Annotated in this window: 15 protein-coding genes; 2 read left to right on the top strand and 13 right to left on the bottom strand. The window is 73.4% G+C overall.

What is annotated here, in order from left to right; genetic code table 11:
- Positions 1 to 999: mechanosensitive ion channel family protein (locus tag AC3ET4_RS21455; protein WP_431951797.1), on the bottom strand; the 999-nt coding region annotated here is incomplete at its 3' end.
- A gap of 233 nt (positions 1,000 to 1,232) precedes the next feature.
- Between AC3ET4_RS21455 and AC3ET4_RS21450 the strand changes: the two genes are divergently transcribed.
- Positions 1,233 to 1,769 (top strand): HNH endonuclease, encoded by a 537-nt coding sequence (locus tag AC3ET4_RS21450; protein ID WP_431951795.1) that lies wholly within the window; start codon positions 1,233 to 1,235, stop codon positions 1,767 to 1,769.
- Positions 1,770 to 1,919: 150 nt separating this feature from the next.
- Here AC3ET4_RS21450 and AC3ET4_RS21445 read toward each other — a convergent pair whose 3' ends face one another.
- The 8 genes from AC3ET4_RS21445 to AC3ET4_RS21410 form a co-directional block, all read right to left on the bottom strand.
- Complete coding sequence (locus tag AC3ET4_RS21445) at positions 1,920 to 2,411, bottom strand: FtsX-like permease family protein (protein ID WP_431951800.1); 492 nt, start codon at positions 2,409 to 2,411, stop codon at positions 1,920 to 1,922.
- Between the two features lie 356 nt (positions 2,412 to 2,767).
- Entirely contained in the window at positions 2,768 to 3,304 is a 537-nt protein-coding gene (locus AC3ET4_RS21440; protein WP_431951793.1) for a hypothetical protein, read from the bottom strand.
- Entirely contained in the window at positions 3,301 to 4,011 is a 711-nt protein-coding gene (locus AC3ET4_RS21435; RefSeq protein WP_431951791.1) for an ABC transporter ATP-binding protein, read from the bottom strand. The genes AC3ET4_RS21440 and AC3ET4_RS21435 overlap by 4 nt, the downstream gene beginning before the upstream one ends.
- Entirely contained in the window at positions 4,008 to 4,547 is a 540-nt protein-coding gene (locus AC3ET4_RS21430) for a PadR family transcriptional regulator (RefSeq protein WP_431951789.1), read from the bottom strand. The genes AC3ET4_RS21435 and AC3ET4_RS21430 overlap by 4 nt, the downstream gene beginning before the upstream one ends.
- A gap of 521 nt (positions 4,548 to 5,068) precedes the next feature.
- Positions 5,069 to 5,815, bottom strand: coding sequence for an ATP-binding cassette domain-containing protein (locus AC3ET4_RS21425; protein ID WP_431951787.1), 747 nt, complete (start codon positions 5,813 to 5,815; stop codon positions 5,069 to 5,071).
- Positions 5,812 to 6,411: a hypothetical protein gene (locus AC3ET4_RS21420; protein ID WP_431951785.1), complete on the bottom strand. Its 600-nt coding sequence runs from the start codon at positions 6,409 to 6,411 to the stop codon at positions 5,812 to 5,814. The genes AC3ET4_RS21425 and AC3ET4_RS21420 overlap by 4 nt, the downstream gene beginning before the upstream one ends.
- Positions 6,408 to 7,691 (bottom strand): hypothetical protein, encoded by a 1,284-nt coding sequence (locus AC3ET4_RS21415; protein WP_431951783.1) that lies wholly within the window; start codon positions 7,689 to 7,691, stop codon positions 6,408 to 6,410. Before AC3ET4_RS21415 ends, AC3ET4_RS21420 begins: the two co-directional genes overlap by 4 nt.
- 64 nt (positions 7,692 to 7,755) lie before the next feature.
- Positions 7,756 to 8,175: a hypothetical protein gene (locus tag AC3ET4_RS21410; protein WP_431951781.1), complete on the bottom strand. Its 420-nt coding sequence runs from the start codon at positions 8,173 to 8,175 to the stop codon at positions 7,756 to 7,758.
- 752 nt (positions 8,176 to 8,927) lie between these two features.
- Between AC3ET4_RS21410 and pepN the strand changes: the two genes are divergently transcribed.
- Positions 8,928 to 11,498 carry an aminopeptidase N gene (pepN, locus tag AC3ET4_RS21405; protein ID WP_431951779.1) on the top strand — a complete coding sequence of 857 codons (2,571 nt, stop codon included), beginning with the start codon at positions 8,928 to 8,930 and terminating at the stop codon, positions 11,496 to 11,498.
- Positions 11,499 to 11,785: 287 nt separating this feature from the next.
- Here pepN and AC3ET4_RS21400 read toward each other — a convergent pair whose 3' ends face one another.
- The 4 genes from AC3ET4_RS21400 to AC3ET4_RS21385 form a co-directional block, all read right to left on the bottom strand.
- Positions 11,786 to 12,022 carry a hypothetical protein gene (locus tag AC3ET4_RS21400; RefSeq protein ID WP_431951802.1) on the bottom strand — a complete coding sequence of 79 codons (237 nt, stop codon included), beginning with the start codon at positions 12,020 to 12,022 and terminating at the stop codon, positions 11,786 to 11,788.
- Positions 12,023 to 12,072: 50 nt separating this feature from the next.
- On the bottom strand, positions 12,073 to 14,157 hold the full coding sequence (gene malQ / locus AC3ET4_RS21395; protein ID WP_431951777.1) for a 4-alpha-glucanotransferase: 2,085 nt from the start codon (positions 14,155 to 14,157) through the stop codon (positions 12,073 to 12,075).
- A 202-nt stretch (positions 14,158 to 14,359) separates the two neighbouring features.
- The gene (locus AC3ET4_RS21390; protein WP_431951775.1) at positions 14,360 to 15,802 is read right to left on the bottom strand and encodes an amidase; all 1,443 of its coding nucleotides are present in this window, start codon (positions 15,800 to 15,802) and stop codon (positions 14,360 to 14,362) included.
- 251 nt (positions 15,803 to 16,053) lie between these two features.
- Positions 16,054 to 17,028, bottom strand: a complete 975-nt coding sequence (locus AC3ET4_RS21385) for a hypothetical protein (RefSeq protein WP_431951773.1) — start codon at positions 17,026 to 17,028, stop codon at positions 16,054 to 16,056.
- Positions 17,029 to 17,432 lie beyond the last annotated feature (404 nt).

Raw genomic sequence — 17,432 nt, 5'->3', positions numbered from 1 at the left:
CGCCTGCGGGGACGCCGGGTTCGCCAGCGCGGAGGGCGGGGCGACGGCGGCCGCGGGGTCGGCCGGCTCGTCCTCCTCCGCGGCCTGCGGAGTACCGCCGACGATCGAGATCCCGGCCGCGTCGAAGGCGCGCTTGACCCGCCAGCGCAGTTCTCGCGCCACCGCCGCCGCCTTGCCCGGCATGGTCTTGGCCTGCGCCTGGATCAGCACCGATTCCGAGGTCACCGACTCCAGGCCCAGCACCTCGACCGGCTCCCAGAGCATCTCGTCCCACGGCTGCTCCTTGGCCATCGCGGCGGCCGTCTCCTCGATCACCGTGCGGGCCCGGTCCAGGTCCTCCCCGTAGCCGACCTGGACGTCCACCACGGCGGTCGCCCAGCCCTGGCTGAGGTTGCCGATCCGCTTGACCTCGCCGTTGCGGATGTACCAGATCTCGCCGTTGTCGCCGCGCAGCTTGGTCACCCGCAGTCCGACCTCGACCACGGTGCCGCTGGCGACGCCCGCGTCGATGACGTCCCCGACGCCGTACTGGTCCTCCAGGATCATGAAGACGCCGGAGAGGAAGTCGGTCACGAGGTTCCGGGCGCCGAAGCCGATCGCCACACCGGCCACACCCGCGCTGGCCAGCAGCGGGGCCAGGTTGATGTTCAGCACGGACAGCACGGTCAGCGCCGCCGTACCCAAGATCACGAACGAGGCGACGCTGCGCAGCACCGAGCCGATCGCCTCACTGCGCTGCCGCCGCCGCTCGGCGTTGACCAGCAGTCCGCCGAGGGCACTGGTCGCCGCGACCTCGGCGCCGCGGTTCATACGCTCGATGAGCTTGGTGATCATGCGGCGGACCACCGACCGCAGCACCAGGGCGATGACCAGGATCAGCAGGATGCGCAGTCCGGCGGACAGCCAGTCCGCCCAGTTCCGGCTGATGTAGTCGGCGGCGTCGGTCGCGCTCTTCTGGGCGTCGTCGATCGTCGTGGCGGTGGACGGCGATGGGGACACGGGCGGAAACCTCCGGGTTGGGCAGGCTTCCCACACTAACGGGGTAGGCGCTCGGCTCCGTTGTGTTGTTCGAGAGCGACGTGCGGTGATTCAGGGCATGTACAAGGGGTGTGGTTGAAAACACCCTCGCTCCGTTACCCGGTCATGGTGGCGCCGCGACCGGGCTTCCGGAGAGACTGTGGGCAGATCGTCCCGGCGCGAGCCACGCGCCGCCGGCGTAAAAGGAGGCACCCGTGCCGCATGTCCTGGTCCTCAACGCGTCGTACGAGCCGCTCGGCGTCGTACCGCTCCGCCGCGCGCTCATCCTCGTGCTGAACAAGAAGGCCGTGTGCCTCGAGGAATCCGGCGCCTATATGCACAGCGCGACCTGTACCGTCCCGGCTCCAAGCGTCGTCAAGCTCACCAAATTCGTCCGAGTCCCCTTTCGCGGCCCCGTGCCCCTGACCCGGCGGGCGCTGTTCGCTCGGGACGGCGGCCGGTGCGCGTACTGCGGAGGCGTCGCAACCAGCGTCGACCACGTGATCCCGCGCAGCCGCGGGGGCCAGCACACGTGGGACAACGTGGTCGCGGCGTGCCGCCGGTGCAACCATCTCAAAGCCGACCGCCATGTCGCCGAACTCGGCTGGCGGATGCGCCACCAGCCGGCCCCGCCGTCGGGCCTCGCCTGGCGGATCATCGGGACGGGGCATAGGGACCCGCGCTGGATGCCCTACCTGCAGGCATTCGGCGCGGAGGACGCCATGGCCCGGATCGACGGCATATCCGCCTGAGACCGGGCCTTCATGTTGCCGTGAAGACGTCTTTTCCACCGTCCCCGGCACCTCCACCACGCCGGACCGGCTCGGAGCCCCGGGCCGGGCTCGGGCCCAGGACCGCACCCCCGTGCCGGTCCTGGGCCTCCTGCCGGCGCCCTCGCGCCCCTACTCGTGGCGCAACTGCGCCGGGTGCACGGTGCGCCGCAGCAGCGGCAGGCCGGCGGCGGTGGCCAGCAGGGCGGCGGCCAGGAGGCCGCCCGTGAGCAGGGCCGGTTCCATCAGCGCCAGGGAGCTGCGCATGCCGTGGAGCACGAAGGGAGCGACGAGCGCCAGGCCGCTGCCGGCGGCCAGCAGCAGCGCCGGGGCCAGCGGCAGCGCGGTCTCCAGCAGCGTGGCCCGCCACAGCACCCTCCGTGGCGTGCCCGCCGCGGACAGCGCGGCCAGGGTCCGCCGGCGGGTCATGAGCGACTCCACCACCCCCACCGCCACGCCGCTCACGGTGACCGCGCTGCCGACCAGGACGGCCAGCCCCACCAGGTTCCAGCCGGTGGTGTGGAAGGCCACCGCCTCGGCGCGGTAGCCGGGTTCCGCGCGCAGCGTCTCGAGCACCGCGCGGCGCGTGGCCACCCAGCCCGCCCCCACCAGCGCGGCGAGCATCAGCACCGAGTGGGCCCGGGCCGCGGCCCAGGGATCGGAGCGCAGCCGCTCGCCGGCGATCAGCAGCGACGGCCGGCCCGACCTCGCGGCCAGCCGCCCGGTGAACATCGCGAGCCCGGCACTGCTGTGCAGGAGCCCGTAGACGTACAGGGCCAGGAGGACCGGCGTCACCACCTCCAACGGCACGCGGTCCAGCGCCACCCGCGACCCCGCCGTCGACAGGGCGATGACGGCGAGCAGCGCCACCGGGCCCAGCAGCCAGCGGAGCGCACCGCCGCGCGGCGGGCGGCGCTTCGCGATCACGCCCAAGGGGTCGGTGGCCGACCGGCGAAGGGCGAACCGCGCCTCCAGAGTGGTCAGCAGCGGCACTGCGAGGACCACGAAGGCGGCGGAAAACCACGGCACGGGCACGTCGGAGGGCCAGGTGAGCGCCCTGCCCTCGTCCTGCACCGCCGAGAGCACTCCGCGCAGGGCCAGGAAGCCCACCAGCCCGGCCACCGCCCCAGACCGCCGGCGGCGCCCGTCTCCAGGGCGGCGATCCGCCGCACCTGCCGCGGGGTGGCCCCGGACAGCCGAAGCGCGGCCAGCCGGTGCTCCCGCCGCAGCGCGCCGATCCGGGTGCACTGGCCGAGGAAGGCGAAGACCGGCAGCAGGAGCAGCAGGAGCACGGCGATGACCCCCGGCCGCAGTCCCGCCTCGTTGAGGAGGTTGTTGGTGTACCGGGGAGGCCCGTCGTCGCGAGTGCCGATCGCGGCCACGACGGCGGCCGCCAGGGCGAAGCCCGTGCCGAGGGCCGCCCCCAGCGCGGTGAGCGCCAGACGCCACCACTCGCTGGGCGGGGAGCCCCGCAGCACCTGCCAGGCCAGCCGGGCGTCCGTCCGCAGCCCCCTCACCGGGTCACCTCCGCGGCATGCTCGTCCTCTCCCTCGACGATCCCGTCCCGCACCGTCACCTCGCGGTCCGCGTACGCCGCGACCTGTGCGTCGTGCGTGACCAGCAGCACAGCGGTGCCGGACTCGCGGGAGGCGTGGACCAGGGCGGTCATGACCTGCTCGCCCGCGAGTGAGTCCAGCGCGCCGGTGGGCTCGTCGGCGAAGACCGCCTTCGGCCCCGTGACCATCGCGCGGGCCAGGGCCACCCGCTGCGCCTGCCCGCCCGACATCTCGCCCGGCCGAAGGGCGGCCTGACCCCGCACGCCGAAGCGTTCCAGCCAGGTGCCGGCCCTCTCGTGGGCGGCGGCCCTCGAGGCGCCGGCGAGCAGCAGCGGCAGAGCCACGTTGTCCACGGCCGTCAGTTCCCCGACGAGCTGGCCGAACTGGAAGACGACGCCGAAGTCGGTGCGCCGCAGTGTGGAGCGGCGGTTCTCACCGGCCTGGTCGATCCGCTCCCCGCCGGCGCTGCCGCCCAGGTAGCGGACCTCGCCCTCGTCCGGCCGGACGATGCCCGCCAGGCAGTGCAGCAGGGTGGACTTGCCGCTGCCGCTCGGCCCGGTGACGGCAAGGATCTCCCCGGGCATCAGGCGCAGCGAGGCGCCGCGCAGGGCTTCGGTGGCGCCGTACCGTTTGACGAGGCCGCGGGCCTCGAGCAGGGGCGTGGTCATGGTGAGGTGACCTCCTCGGCCAGTGCGCCGAGGCGCTGCGCGGCGTTGTCCATCCAGCGCAGGTCGGCGTCGAGATGGGTGAGGGCGTAGTCGGCGGAGAGCACGGCCGACAGCGGGGTGCCGGGTGCCGTCTTCACCGCGGTGAGCTCGCGCATCCGGGCGAGGTGCGCGGCGCGCTGCAGACGCAGGAAGGCGGCCGGGTCGCCGTGGCCGGAGGCCATGATCGCCGTGACCTTGGCGAAGATCTCGTTGGCCGCGCTGACGGGCGCCGGCGGTACGGGCTCGCCGACCCAGGCGCGCAGCGTCAGCGAGCCGTGTTCGGTGAGCCGGTAGACGGTGCGCTCCGGGCCGCCCTCGCTCTCCGTGGCGTCGACCTCGGCGAGGCCGTCGCGCACCAGGCGCTGAAGGCCTGTGTAGACCTGGCCGTAGGCGAGGGGCCGGGCCTGGGGGAAGCGTTCGTCGTGCCGCCGCTTGAGCTCGTAGCCATGGGCGGGGCCGGCGGCCAGCAGCCCGAGCAGGACATTGCCGGTGCTCACGCGACACCCCCCTTCCTATTCACTTCGTACATGTACTGAGTGAATAGTGGCAGGGGTGCGGCCGCCGCACAACACTCCCCGGGGAACGGAGGCGCCGCCGGTGGGTCCCTCAGGGGCCGGGGCGGCCGACGGAGTGGGTCCCCCCAGGGCCGGGACAGCCGACGGTGCGGCACGGCCGCACCGCCCACGCCGCCGCGCCCATGGCGACGCGCACCGCTTCGACTCCGCCGGGGCGGGCGCCTCGACCTTCATCGACCTGGTCGCCCCCACGGTCCGCGAAGTGGTGCTCAACGGCGCCGCGCTGGACCCTGCCGGGTTCCTGCCGTCGCGGTGGACGGCCGGTCAGCGGCACCGTTGCCGGGATCCCTGTGCGGTCCGGGCTCCGCTCCACGAGCGTGGCGAGCATCAGCACCGAGCGGTCCCCCCGGGCATGGGGGTCGGACCGCGGCCGTTCCCCGGCCCCGCTGCCCCGTCGACCGTCGCCCCGCCGACACCGTTGACCATTTCGGAGGACGCGACCGTCACAGGAGCGAGCTCGGAAACCCTTCCAGCAGCGCGCTGTAAGCGCCTTCGGCTGCCCTTGCGCCGGGGACGTCCGGCGGGCAGAGGGCGAGGAACGAGGCCGTCGTGCCCGAGTGGCGCAGGCGACCGGATTCCAGCACGGCCACCTGGTCCGCCTCCTCGGCGAGGTCGGCGACATCGTGCGTGGACAGGAGCACCGCCACGTTCTCGGACAGGCCGCGCAGCAGGTCGCGGAAGACACGTCGCTGGCGGGGGTCCATGCCGGCCGTGGGTTCGTCGAGCAGCAGCACCCGCGCGCCGTGCACCAGGGAGCCCGCCACTCCGATGCGGCGCAACTGTCCGCCGGAGACGTCGCTGGTGCGTTCGTTCTCCTTGTCACCGAGTTCCACCTGGCGCAGGGCGCCCCGGGCGGCGTCCCAGGCCTCCCGGCGGCTCATGCCCTTGAGCCAGCCGACGTAGGCCACGTACTCGCGTGCGGTCAGCGACGGCACGGGGGCGATGTGCTGCGGCATCCAGGCGACATTCCGCCGGAACTCCCGGCTGCCGCCCTGCAGCCTTCCCAGGCTCACGCTGCCGGACCGGGGTGTGGTGACGGAGGCGCCCAGCCGCAGCAAGGTGGACTTGCCGGCACCGTTGGGGCCGAGCAGAACCGTGAGTCCCGGCTGCACCTCGTAGGTGAACCCGTCCAGGACGGGCCGCTTGCGACGTCCGTAGGTGTAGGTGCAGGAGTCATAGCGAAGGCTCACAGTTCCTCCTTCTTCGCGGCGAGAACGTGGGTGGCGACGCCTGCGGCCGCGATCACGATGCACGCGGTTGCCGCGAACGGCGATGTGGCGGGCTCCAGGACGAAGCCCCACGGGTAGGGGTCGGTGGGCCGCCGGTAACCGAAGAGCACCACACCGAAGACCATGGCCACGGGGACCATGACCGCCGCTCCGCGCAGCCACGGGCGCGCCAGGAGCAGCAGGCCGGCCGCGCACGCGGTGTTGCGGCCCAGTGTCCACAGCGGATGCGTGGACGGTTCGTCGAGGGCCAGCGCGGTCAGGGCGCCCGCCAGCTCCAGGAGGGCGATCACCCCGAGGACGAGTGCCGCGTCCAGGCGCCGGATCCTGCGGATGCCGCTGGCCTCCGCCGCCGGGATCCGCGTGTCCAGGCAGTACGCGAGTACCGCCGCCACGAGGACCGGGACGAACTGGTTGAGCTGGACGGTGGCCGTGCCACCGAGCGTGAGGGCCGGCAGGGGCACAGCGCTGCCTCCGAGCAGCAGCGCCAGTACGAAGGCGGCCGCGCACCCGGCCGGAAGCGTGGTCGTCGCTCTGCGGCAGCGGATCCAGAGCGTCATGCGGCGCCCCCCTTCGCGCATGCGGCGTCCAGACCGTGGGCGAACCAGGCGCGCTGTCCCGACTCGGGCAGGTCGAGGACCGTGGCCACCTGCTTCCGGTCCTTCTGCCAGATCACGGTGTTGAAGAAAGGGTCCGCCCTCAGAGCCTTCTCGTACGGGGCCGTCTGCCCGGTGCGCTCGGCCGCCCAGGCGAGGACGACGCGGACCCACGCCTGCTGGGGTGCCCGGCAGGGGAAGCGGACCGCGTTGCGCATCACCTGATAGCCGAGGTCGCCTCTGCGGGCGGACGCGGTCAGCGGGACGTGCCAGACCCGCGCGGACGACCGCTCCGGGTATCTGCCCTCCACCGCGGTGTCGACGACCCGTGCGGGCGGCTGGGCGACACCCGCGCTGCCGAGCCGCTCGACGGTTTTGGCGACCTGCGCCCGGAGAGTCTCGGGCCCGGCCTTGCTCGAGGCCGCCACACAGATCTCGGGGGCGTGCCCGGCGCAGCTCAACGGCACCGCCTGCGTGCGCATGCCGCCGAAGTAGCCCCAGCCGTCCACGATCCGGCTCGCGCCCAGCGTCGTGGCGGCCACGAGGACGAGGGCCGCCGCGACGCGCGCGGTCCGTGGCGCCGCCAGGACCCAGAAGAGTACGGCGGCGACCGCCAGGCCGCCGGTGAACAGGACCGGTACCGTGGCCGCCGTCAGGCTGTAGGTTTCGCCCGGCGTCGGCGGCTCCGAGATCATTCCCGCGACGTGCCGCCACCACGCGGGGTCGACTGCGACAGAGGTCGCGACGAGCAGGAACGACACAACGCCCACAGCCGGCGCTGCGATCAGGGGACTCACCTTGCTCCCCGCCACGAATCCGACCACCGCCCACAGGGCCAGGTCGACGAGGACCGTGCCCAGCGGGAGGAGACTCCAGCCGTCGGGGACTGTCCGGTTCTGGACGAGCGCCACCACCACCGGGGCCACGGCGGCGAGCCACGCCATGGTCACCGCGGGCCACAGTTGCCGTGCGACCACCTGGGCCCGGGTGCGTGCCGGGGCCAGTTCCCAGAAGCCGGCCCGGGCGAGCCGGCCCGCTTCCCAGGCCGCCATCACGGCCACGAAGGCCGTGCCGAAGGAGGAAGGTGACCCCACTGCGGTGGCCACGATTCCGGGGGCCCACCCGATGCCATGGGGATCGCTCCACTCGGCCGCCACGTCCAGGTAGTAGTAGACGGTGAAGCACATGAGGAGAAGGCCCAGCCAGATGGGGCTGCCGATCCTAAGGTGACTGCGAAGCGTCACGATTTTCTCCAGTCGCGGCGGGCCGCACGGCACACTGCCGCGCGACCCGCCTGATGATGGACCGTCAGTCGGCCTGGGTGGTGTCGACGTACACCTTGCTGACCCAGAGCAGGCCGCCTCCGCCGACGTCCATGGCCTTGAAGTAGTAGTCACCGGACGGCAGGCCGGTCCACTCGCCGTTGCTGGTGCCGCTGCCGAAGCACGCGGTGAACGTCTTCGAGTCGTACTTGGGGTCCACCGCCACCGCCACGTCACGGTAGTACGCCACGGTGACGTCCTGGGTCCCGTTCTGCACGAAGCAGCCGGTGAACTGGAGCTGCGAGTACGACTCGTCGGCCCAGCGGTGGGACTCGTTGCCCTTGGCCCAGCTCGCGATTGTCGACGTCCACTCGGCGGCGGAGGCGTCCGGTGCCACGACTAGCCCGATGCTCGCGGTCGCCGCAAGTGCGACCGCGACGCGCCGTATGCTGGTGGGGATGGGCATGCGTATCTCCTGTTCCTTGCAGGGATCAGGTGTACTGCTCGTCGCGACGAGGCGTCCTGGGATGCAGCCCGGGACGCCCCGTTGATCATGCACTCGTCATGCGCCACTGACAACCCGCATGGATCGAGGTGTTCACTCTCCGGTCACCTTTTGCGGCCTGAAGTGAATTGCGCCTCGCGTGGTTGCCGGTGTAAGGGCCCGGCCGAATGCCGTACGTGATCACGGCCGTGCGAGTTCTCCGGCCGGGAGGTCGCCGGACGGCACCCGCCCTTGCGCAGGACGGGCACCCCGTGGAGGGAGTCGCGCCCTCTGCACTCATCGCCCCGACGACGTCCGACTGCTCGGCACCGGCGAGGAGGCGAAGTGCCGCGCCTCGCTTTGGCCCGACGGGCGGCTCCGGTCCGGCGCCTCGAATGCACCGGAAATGATGACGCGGCGCTGCCGAAGTGAGATGTCCGCACGGCGCTGCGTGCCAGTGATGAAGACTCGCCCACTCGCCGGTGTGGGAGTCCTTCCCCGACCCGACGCCGGCGCGGCCTCGCGTGCGGGCGAGAACGCAGCCGAAAGGGTCGGTCAGGCCCGCAGGGCCGCCGTCGTGCGGACGGGCCGCTACCGCCCTGAAGCCCGTGTGGCCGCATCGGCGGTGTCGGGCGGCGGCCGGGGACACACCGGCACATCGAGGGAAAACCCCTGACCGTCGCACCGCTCCGGCATGCGAGGATGGCCGAAAACTCGACGAAGGAGACGGACACGTGCCCGGCACCAACCTCACCCGTGAGGAGGCGCGGCAGCGAGCGCGCCTGCTCACCGTGGACGCGTACGACATCGAGCTCGACCTGAGCGGGGCCCAGGAGGGCGGCACCTTCCGGTCGGTGACCACGGTGCGCTTCGACTCCGCCGAGGCGGGCGCCTCGACCTTCATCGACCTGGTCGCCCCCACGGTCCATGAAGTGGTGCTCAACGGCGCCGCGCTGGACCCGGCCGAGGTCTTCGCGGACAGCCGCATCGCCCTGCCGTCGCTGCAGGCAGGCGCCAATGAGCTGCGGGTCGTCGCTGACGCGGCGTACACCAACACCGGAGAGGGCCTGCACCGCTTCGTCGACCCGGTCGACAAGCAGGCCTACCTGTACACCCAGTTCGAGGTGCCGGACGCCCGCCGGGTGTTCGCCTGCTTCGAGCAGCCCGACCTGAAGGCGACGTTCACGTTCAGCGTGAAGGCGCCGGCCGGATGGACGGTGATCTCCAACTCCCCGACCCCCGAGCCGGTCGACGACCTGTGGAGCTTCGCGCCCACCCCGCGCATCTCGACGTACATCACCGCGCTGATCGTCGGCCCGTACCACGCCGTGCACAGCACCTGGGAGGGCGAGGGCGGCCGCAGCGTGCCGCTGGGCCTGTACTGCCGGCCGTCGCTCGCGGAGTTCCTCGACGCCGAGGCCATCTTCGACGTCACCCGGCGGGGCTTCGACTGGTTCGAGGAGAAGTTCGACTTCCCCTACCCCTTCGCCAAGTACGACCAGCTCTTCGTGCCGGAGTTCAACGCCGGCGCCATGGAGAACGCGGGCGCGGTCACCATCCGCGACCAGTACGTCTTCCGCTCCAAGGTGACGGACGCGGCCTACGAGGGGCGCGCCGAGACGATTCTCCACGAGCTGGCCCACATGTGGTTCGGCGACCTGGTGACCATGGAGTGGTGGAACGACCTGTGGCTCAACGAGTCGTTCGCCACCTACACCTCGATCGCCTGCCAGGCCGACGCGCCCGGCAGCACGTGGCCGCAGTCGTGGACGACCTTCGCCAACACCATGAAGACCTGGGCGTACCGGCAGGACCAGCTGCCGTCCACCCACCCGATCATGGCGGAGATCAACGACCTGCAGGACGTCCAGGTCAACTTCGACGGCATCACCTACGCCAAGGGCGCCTCGGTCCTCAAGCAGCTGGTGGCCTACGTCGGCAAGGACGCGTTCTTCGCCGGTGTCCAGACGTACTTCAAGCGCCACGCCTGGAAGAACACCCGCCTGACCGACCTGCTGTCCGCCCTGGAGGAGACCTCCGGCCGTGACCTGAAGACCTGGTCGAAGAAGTGGCTGGAGACCGCCGGCATCAACGTCCTCCGCCCGGAGATCGAGACCGCCGACGACGGCACGATCACCTCCTTCTCGGTGCGCCAGGAGGCCCCCGCGCTGCCGGCCGGCGCCAAGGGCGAGTCGATCCTGCGACCGCACCGCATCGCGGTCGGCGCCTACGAGCTCCAGGACGGCAAGCTCGTGCGCGTCCAGCGCGTCGAGCTGGACGTCGACGGCGAGCTGACCCTGGTGCCCGAGCTGACCGGCGTCAAGCGGCCGGCGGTCGTGCTGCTCAACGACGACGACCTGTCCTACGCCAAGGTGCGGCTCGACGAGGCCTCGCTGGCCGTCGTCCGCGAGCACCTGGGCGACTTCACCGAGTCGCTGCCGCGCGCCCTGGTGTGGGCGGCGGCGTGGGACATGACCCGCGACGGCGAACTCGCCACCCGCGACTACCTCGAGCTGGTGCTCTCCGGCATCGGCAAGGAGACCGACATCGGCGTCGTGCAGTCCCTGCACCGCCAGGTGAAGACGGCGCTGGAGCTCTACGCCGCCGACGGCTGGCGCGAGACCGGCCTCGCCCGGTGGACCGAGGCGGCACTGGAGCACCTGCGGGCCTCCGCCCCCGGCAGCGACCACCAGCTCGCCTGGGCACGGGCGTTCGCCACCACGGCCCGCACCAAGGAGCAGCTCGACCTCCTCGCCGGGCTGCTCGACGGCACGGAGACGATCGAGGGCCTGGCCGTCGACACCGAGCTGCGCTGGGCCTTCCTGCAGCGGCTGGCCGCGACCGGCCGTGCCGACGAGGACGCCATCGCGGCGGAGCTCGGCCGGGACGCCACGGCGGCCGGTGAGCGGCACGCGGCCACCGCGCGCGCCGCGCGTCCGACGGCCGAGGCGAAGGCCGAGGCGTGGGCCTCGGTCGTCGAGGCGGAGAAGCTCACCAACGCCGTCCAGGAGGCCGTCATCGCGGGCTTCTCCGAGCCCGACCAGCGCGAGCTGCTGGCGCCCTACACGCAGCGGTACTTCGAGGCGGTCGCTGACGTTTTCGCCTCCCGCAGCCACGAGATGGCCCAGCAGATCATCGTCGGCCTGTACCCGGCGCTCCAGGTCTCCCAGGAGACCCTGGACGCCACCGACGCCTGGCTGGCGAAGACCGGTCCGGCGCCCGCGCTGCGGCGCATGGTGACGGAGTGCCGGGCCGGCGTCGAGCGCGCCCTGAAGGCGCGGGCCGCGGACGCGGCGGCCGGCTGATCCTCACCCGGAGCAGCGCGAGGCCCCCTGCGGCACACCGCCGCAGGGGGCCTCGCGTCTTCCGGGCTCTTTTGCCGCGGCGAGTGCGCTGCCCGAGCGACGCAGCCCGTGCGCTACGCCATCGTCACGTCGGATGAGGCCGTCGGGGGGAAAGCGCCCGCGCGGCCCCCCGCGCGCCCGCGACCCGGCACACAGGGTCGGTCTCCGGAACCCCGTCACATGGTGCCGGGCACGCCGGAAACCGGGCCGTGGTGCTCCACGACCCGGTCAGCGAAGTGAGAAGAAGATCAGCCCTGCGTCTTGCGGGACTTGTCGGTCACGATGACCAGACCCGCGATGACCAGGAACAGGACGATCGGCAGGGCGAGGTACAGACCCAGCGTCTGGATCACGCTCAGACCGGGACCCGGGTCGTCGCCGTCGTCGCGGTTGAGCGCGAACGCGGGGGACGACATCAGCAGCATCAGCGCCGTACCAGCCGTCACGGCACCGGCGCGCAGGGCGTTCTTGTTGAGCTTGTCCACGCTCTCAAAGTAGCGAACCCTCCCACGGCCCGCGCGTCCGGGGGGTGGTGTTACGACTCCGGGGGCGCCGCCATGGCGGTCCGCACCTCGTGGGCCAGCGCGTGCAGTCGCGGCGAGGCCGTCAGCTGCTCCAGGGTGACCGGCCGTCCCTCAGGGTCGGCGATCGGCAGCCGCCAGTTGGGGTACTCGTCCCAGGTGCCCGGCAGGTTCTGCGGACGGCGGTCACCGACCCCGTCCGGCAGCCACACCCCGACCATCCGGGACGGCGTCCGCGCCAGGAAGCGGTGGACGGCCTTGACGACCGCCTCCTCGTCCCGGGCGCCCTCCGGCAGCAGCCCCAGCCGGCCGAGCAGCGCCAGCCACTCCGCGACCTCCCGCGCGTCCTCGGTCTGCTCCGCCTCCAGCGGCCGGGTCAGCAGCCCCAGCCGGTGCCGCAGCCCGACGTGCTCGCCGGTCAGCCGGGCCGCCGTCGTCGGCAGGTCGTGGGTGGTCACCGTCGCCAGCGCGTCCGCCCGCCAGGCCGCGGGCGGCAGCGGCCGGGCGCGGGAGGAGCCGCCGGCCTGTTCCCAGTCCCGTTCGAACCAGAGCACCGAGGTGCAGAGGATGCCCCGGTCGGCCAACTCCTCGCGGACGCCCGGCTCGACCGTGCCGAGGTCCTCCCCTATGACGACGGCGCCGGACCGCCGTGCCTCCAGCGCGAGGATCCCGAGCATCGCCTCCGCGTCGTAACGGACGTACGCGCCTCTGGTCGGCGGCTCGCCCTCGGGCACCCACCACAGGCGGAAGAGCCCCATCACATGGTCGATGCGCAGGCCCCCCGCGTGCCGCAGCACATGGCGCAGCAGATCGCGGTAGGGCGCGTACCCGGTGGCGGCCAGGGCGTCCGGGCGCCACGGCGGCAGGCCCCAGTCCTGGCCGTGGGCGTTGAAGGCGTCCGGCGGCGCGCCGACCGACATCCCATGGGCGAGGGCGTCCTGCAGCGCCCAGGCGTCCGAACCGGAGGGGTGCACCCCGACCGCGAGGTCGTGGACGATGCCGACGGCCATCCCGGCGTCCCGCGCCGAGCGCTGCGCCGCGGCGAGCTGGGAGTCCGTCAGCCAGGCCAGCCAGCAGTGGAAGTCGACCTCGTCCAGACGTTCCCCGCGCAGCCGCGCCACCTGCCCGGAACGCGGGTCGCGCAGCCCCGCGGGCCAGCGGCGCCAGTCAGGGCCGTGCAGCTCGGCCAGCATCGACCAGGTGGCGTGGTCGTCCAGCGCCTGCCCCTGCTCCGCGAGGAAGTCGCAGTACGCGGCCCGGCGGCCCGGGGACAAGGGCACCTTGCGGACCAGCGCCAGCGCCTCGCGCTTGAGCCCCCACACCGCGTCGCGGTCGATCAGGGCGTCCTTGAGCAGCACCGAGTCGCGCAGCACGGCCGCCTTGCGCAGCAGATCGGCCGCCCGTTCGCGGTCGTCGGGGCCGAGATAGGCGTACTCGGGGATCTCCTCCACCCGCAGGTACACCGGGTCGGGAAAGCGCCGTGAGGACGGACGGTACGGCGACGGGTCGGTGGGACGCCCGGGCACGGCCACGTGCAACGGGTTGACCTGGAGGAAGCCCGCGTGCAGCGTCCGGCCCGTCCACGCCGCCAGGTCCGCGAGGTCGCCGAGGTCGCCCATGCCCCAGGAGCGCGTGGACAGCACGGAGTACAGCTGCGCCATGAATCCCATGACCCGCTGCGGGGGGCCGGGCAGCCGCTGCGGCGCCACGACGAGCTGCGCCGAGGCGCTGCGCCCGTCGGGGGCCTGCGCCCGCAGCACATGGCGTCCTACGGGCAGCGGCGCTCCGCCGTCCCAGGAGGTCTCGGTGCCGTCCTCCGCCGTCAGCCGCAGCGCGGTGCCCTCGGGCAGCGGGTGCCGCAGGGGGCGGCCGCTGCGCAGCACGACGGTGCGGGGGAGCAGCCGGCGTCCGGCCTGGAGGTCGTGCGCGGCCAGCGCGCCCTGCACCGCGGCCGGGGTCGAGGCGTCGACGCCCAGCGCGGCCAGCACCGCCACGACCGTCTCGACCGGCACGCGCACCTCGCGGTCCGGCGACGGGCGGTAGGCGACGTCCACGCCGTGCAGCGCGGCGAGTCTGTCCCGGTCGGCGGCTTCGGTCATGGGGGTGCCCTCCCGGGGCGTCGTATCGCGGGTGCGCGTTCTCCGGACAGCCTCAGCCATACCCACCGCGTGGCGGCGCAGTCGCTTTCCGTGCACGGGTTCCCACCGGGTGGCGGCACCCGGCCCACGCGTCCCCGGAGACCCGCACGGAGCGGCCGGCGGCGCCCCCGGGACACCCGGAGCCGTGTCTTCCCCGGCGTGCTCAGGCGGACGGCTGGCGGGCGGCCCCCGGTACGTCGAACGCGCGGGCCGTGCGGGCCCGCCAGGGGGACGCGGCCTCCAGCTGCGCGGCGAGCGCCAGCAAGGGGCCCTCCTCGCCGTGCCGGGCGCCGAGCATCATGCCGATGGGCAGCCCCTGCGGGGACCACTCGAGCGGCAGCGACACCGCGGGGAGACCGGCGATGTTCCAGGGTGCGGTGAACGGCGTGAACGCCAGCTGCGCCGCGAAGTCGGCCTCGGGATCCCCGTCGTCGCGCAGGCCGCCCACCGGGGCCGGGACCCGGGCCAGCGTCGGGGTGAGCACCGCGTCGTACGGCTCGGCGGCCTCGGCCAGTTTGCGGCCCACGCCCTGCATCACGCCCAATGTGCGGGCGTAGTCGAGGCCGCTCACGTCCCGTCCCTGGGCCCGGAGCCAGCGGGTGAGCGGCAGCAGCTCCCGCTCCCGCTCCGGCGCCACGGGGGTGAGCGCGGCCAGCACGGCCCACACCGGGGTGAAGGCGTCGCGGTCACCGGGGGCGAGCGGCTGCGGCACGTCCACTACCTCGTGCCCGAGCCCGGCCAGCAGCGCCGAGGTGCGCTCGTACGCCGCCAGCACCTGCGGGTCGACCGCCACGCCCTGGACGTCAGGCACCGCCCAGCGGGCGATCCGCAGCCGGTGCGGCTCGCGCTCGCACCAGCGCAGGAACGAACGTTCCGGCGGCGGCAGCCGGAAGGGGTCGCCCGGCGCGGGCACGGCCAGCACGTCGAGCAGGGCCGCGGCGTCGCGGACCGTGCGGGCGATGGGCCCGCTGACGGCCAGCCCGCTCGCGTCGCCCCCGGGAGCCGGGCTCACCCGGCCCCTGCTGGGCTTCAGCCCGACGACACCGCAGCAGCTCGCGGGGATGCGGATCGAGCCGCCTCCGTCGCTGCCGTGCGCCGCCGCCGCGAGCCCGGCCGCCACGGCCGCGGCCGCGCCGCCGCTGCTGCCGCCCGCCCCGCGCGTCAGGTTGTATGGGGTGCGGGCCGGCGGGCCCGCGGCACCCTCGGTGTAGGCGGGGAGCCCGAACTCGGGGGTGTTGGTCTTGCCGGTCAGCACCGTCCCGGCGTCCCTCAGCAGCGAGACGAGGTACGCGTCCCGGTCGGCGACCCGATCGGCGAAGACCGCAGACCCGGAGGTGAAGCGCACCCCGGCGACCGGCGTCAGATCCTTCACCGGCACCGGCACGCCGAGCAACGGCGGGAGCGGCCCGTCCTCCGTGAGAACGCGTTCGGCGCGCCGTGCGTCCTGCAGGGCGCGTTCTGGCGTGACGGTCAGGTAGGCGCCGAGGACGGGGTCCAGCCGCTCGATCCGGTCGAGGTAGTGGGCCGTCAGCTCCACGGGCGACAACTCGCCCGCCCGGATGGCCGCGGCCTGTTCCAGCATGGTCAGTTCATGAGGGGCGGACATCCCGCCAGGGTAGGGGCCGTCGTCCGCGGCGAAGGCAGGGCGGAGCAGAGGTGGGGCAGGGCGGAGCCGAGGTGGGGCATGTCCCGTGTGCCGCCGTGTCATCAAGGTGATCACGCGAGGGCGGGGGCTGATACGCCGGGACGAAGCCCGGCGGGCCGGCTTTCTCCGCGGGGGAGTCCGGCACGGCCCTCGCCGGCGAGCCGGGCGGAGTCGACGTGGAACCCCTGCCGGAGAAGCGCTGACGGCCGGGTTCACCGCGGCAGCACCACCACCCAGGACGCGGGGGTGCGGTCGGCCGACGCCATCAGGGCCGTACGGACGACGGCGGCCTGCTGCTCGAGTGATTCCCGCAGCTTGCGCGGCGTGATGTGGACGACGGTGATGCCGAGCCGCTCCAGGTGCTCGCGCCTGCGGGCGTAACCGGCCCACAGGGCCTCGTCCGCCTGCCGTGGCACACGCGTGTCGAGCTCCACCGCGACCGCGTGCTCCGGCCAGTACGCGTCCACGCCGCCCAGGTGCGGGCCGCCCGGCAGCCGCAGGTCCACGTTCCACAGCGGGTCGGGCAGCCCGAAGCAGCGCACCATCGCGTACAGCCGGCTCTCGGCGATCGCGCGGCCCTCGGCCACCAGAGCGTCCACCGCCTCCACGACGTGCGGCCGGGACAGCAGACGGGCCCGGCTCAGCTCAGCGACCAGCGCCGTCGCCTCGCAGTGGCCGCCGCGCACCGCCTCGGTCAGCAACAGGCGCACCGTCCGCGCGTCGTCCAGCTCCTCCACCGCGTCCGCCAGCGCCCGGGGCAGGGGCGCGCAGGGCACACCCTGTACCTCCCGCGGCCGGGGCAGTTCGGGGGTGCGTACCAGCCCGACGTCGCCGATGGCGCGCAGCCGGCGCTGCCGGGTCACCAGCAAGTCGATCCGGTCCAGGCCGACCAGCGGCGGCACCGAGGAGAAGCGGTGCAGGGCGAGCGCCGCGAGTCCGGTGACCATGGCCTCGCGGCCCCCGTAGAGCAGTGCCGCCTGGACCCGCTCCTCGCCGGTGGGCCGGCCGCGGTGCAGGACGTACACCCGGGGCAGCACCTCCTGCCAGGGGCCGCCGGGCCGGCAGCGCTCGGCCAGCGCCTCGGGGGTGACGCCGTGCTCCCGCAACTGGCGCGCCGACAACACGGTCGGCCGGGTGCGGGAGAGGTGGTCGAGGGGGCGGGGGCTGAGGGGGATGTTGTGGTTCATGGCGGGTGGATTCCCGCATCCCTCCGGGAGCCTAACGGCTGTTACCGTTCTGTCGACAAATGCGGACATCCCCACACTAAAGTTCAGGCGTTCGGTTGCCGACTGCCGTTTTCACCTATCCGGGTGAAGAGCCCCCGGTCACCTGCGGCCGGACCCGGGGATGCCGTGGCAACACCGGGTTCGGGCCCATAGCCCTGTACTCCGAAGGGGTGACCGGTGCCTGTGCCCCACCCGGAGCGCCCCCTCCGGGAGCGTGCCCCACCCGGAGCGCCCCCTCCGGGAGCGTGCCCCACCCGGAGCGCCCCCTCCGGGAGCGTGCCCCTCCCGCAGCGTTCCCCCTCCGGGAGCGTGCCCCTCCCGCAGCGTTCCGCCTCCGGGCGGGGAACCCTCCTGGAGGGTTCCCC

The organism is Actinacidiphila sp. bgisy167, from assembly GCF_057707665.1.
The sequence above is the reverse complement of the archived record's forward strand: the minus strand, read 5'-3'. Positions and strand labels throughout refer to the sequence as shown.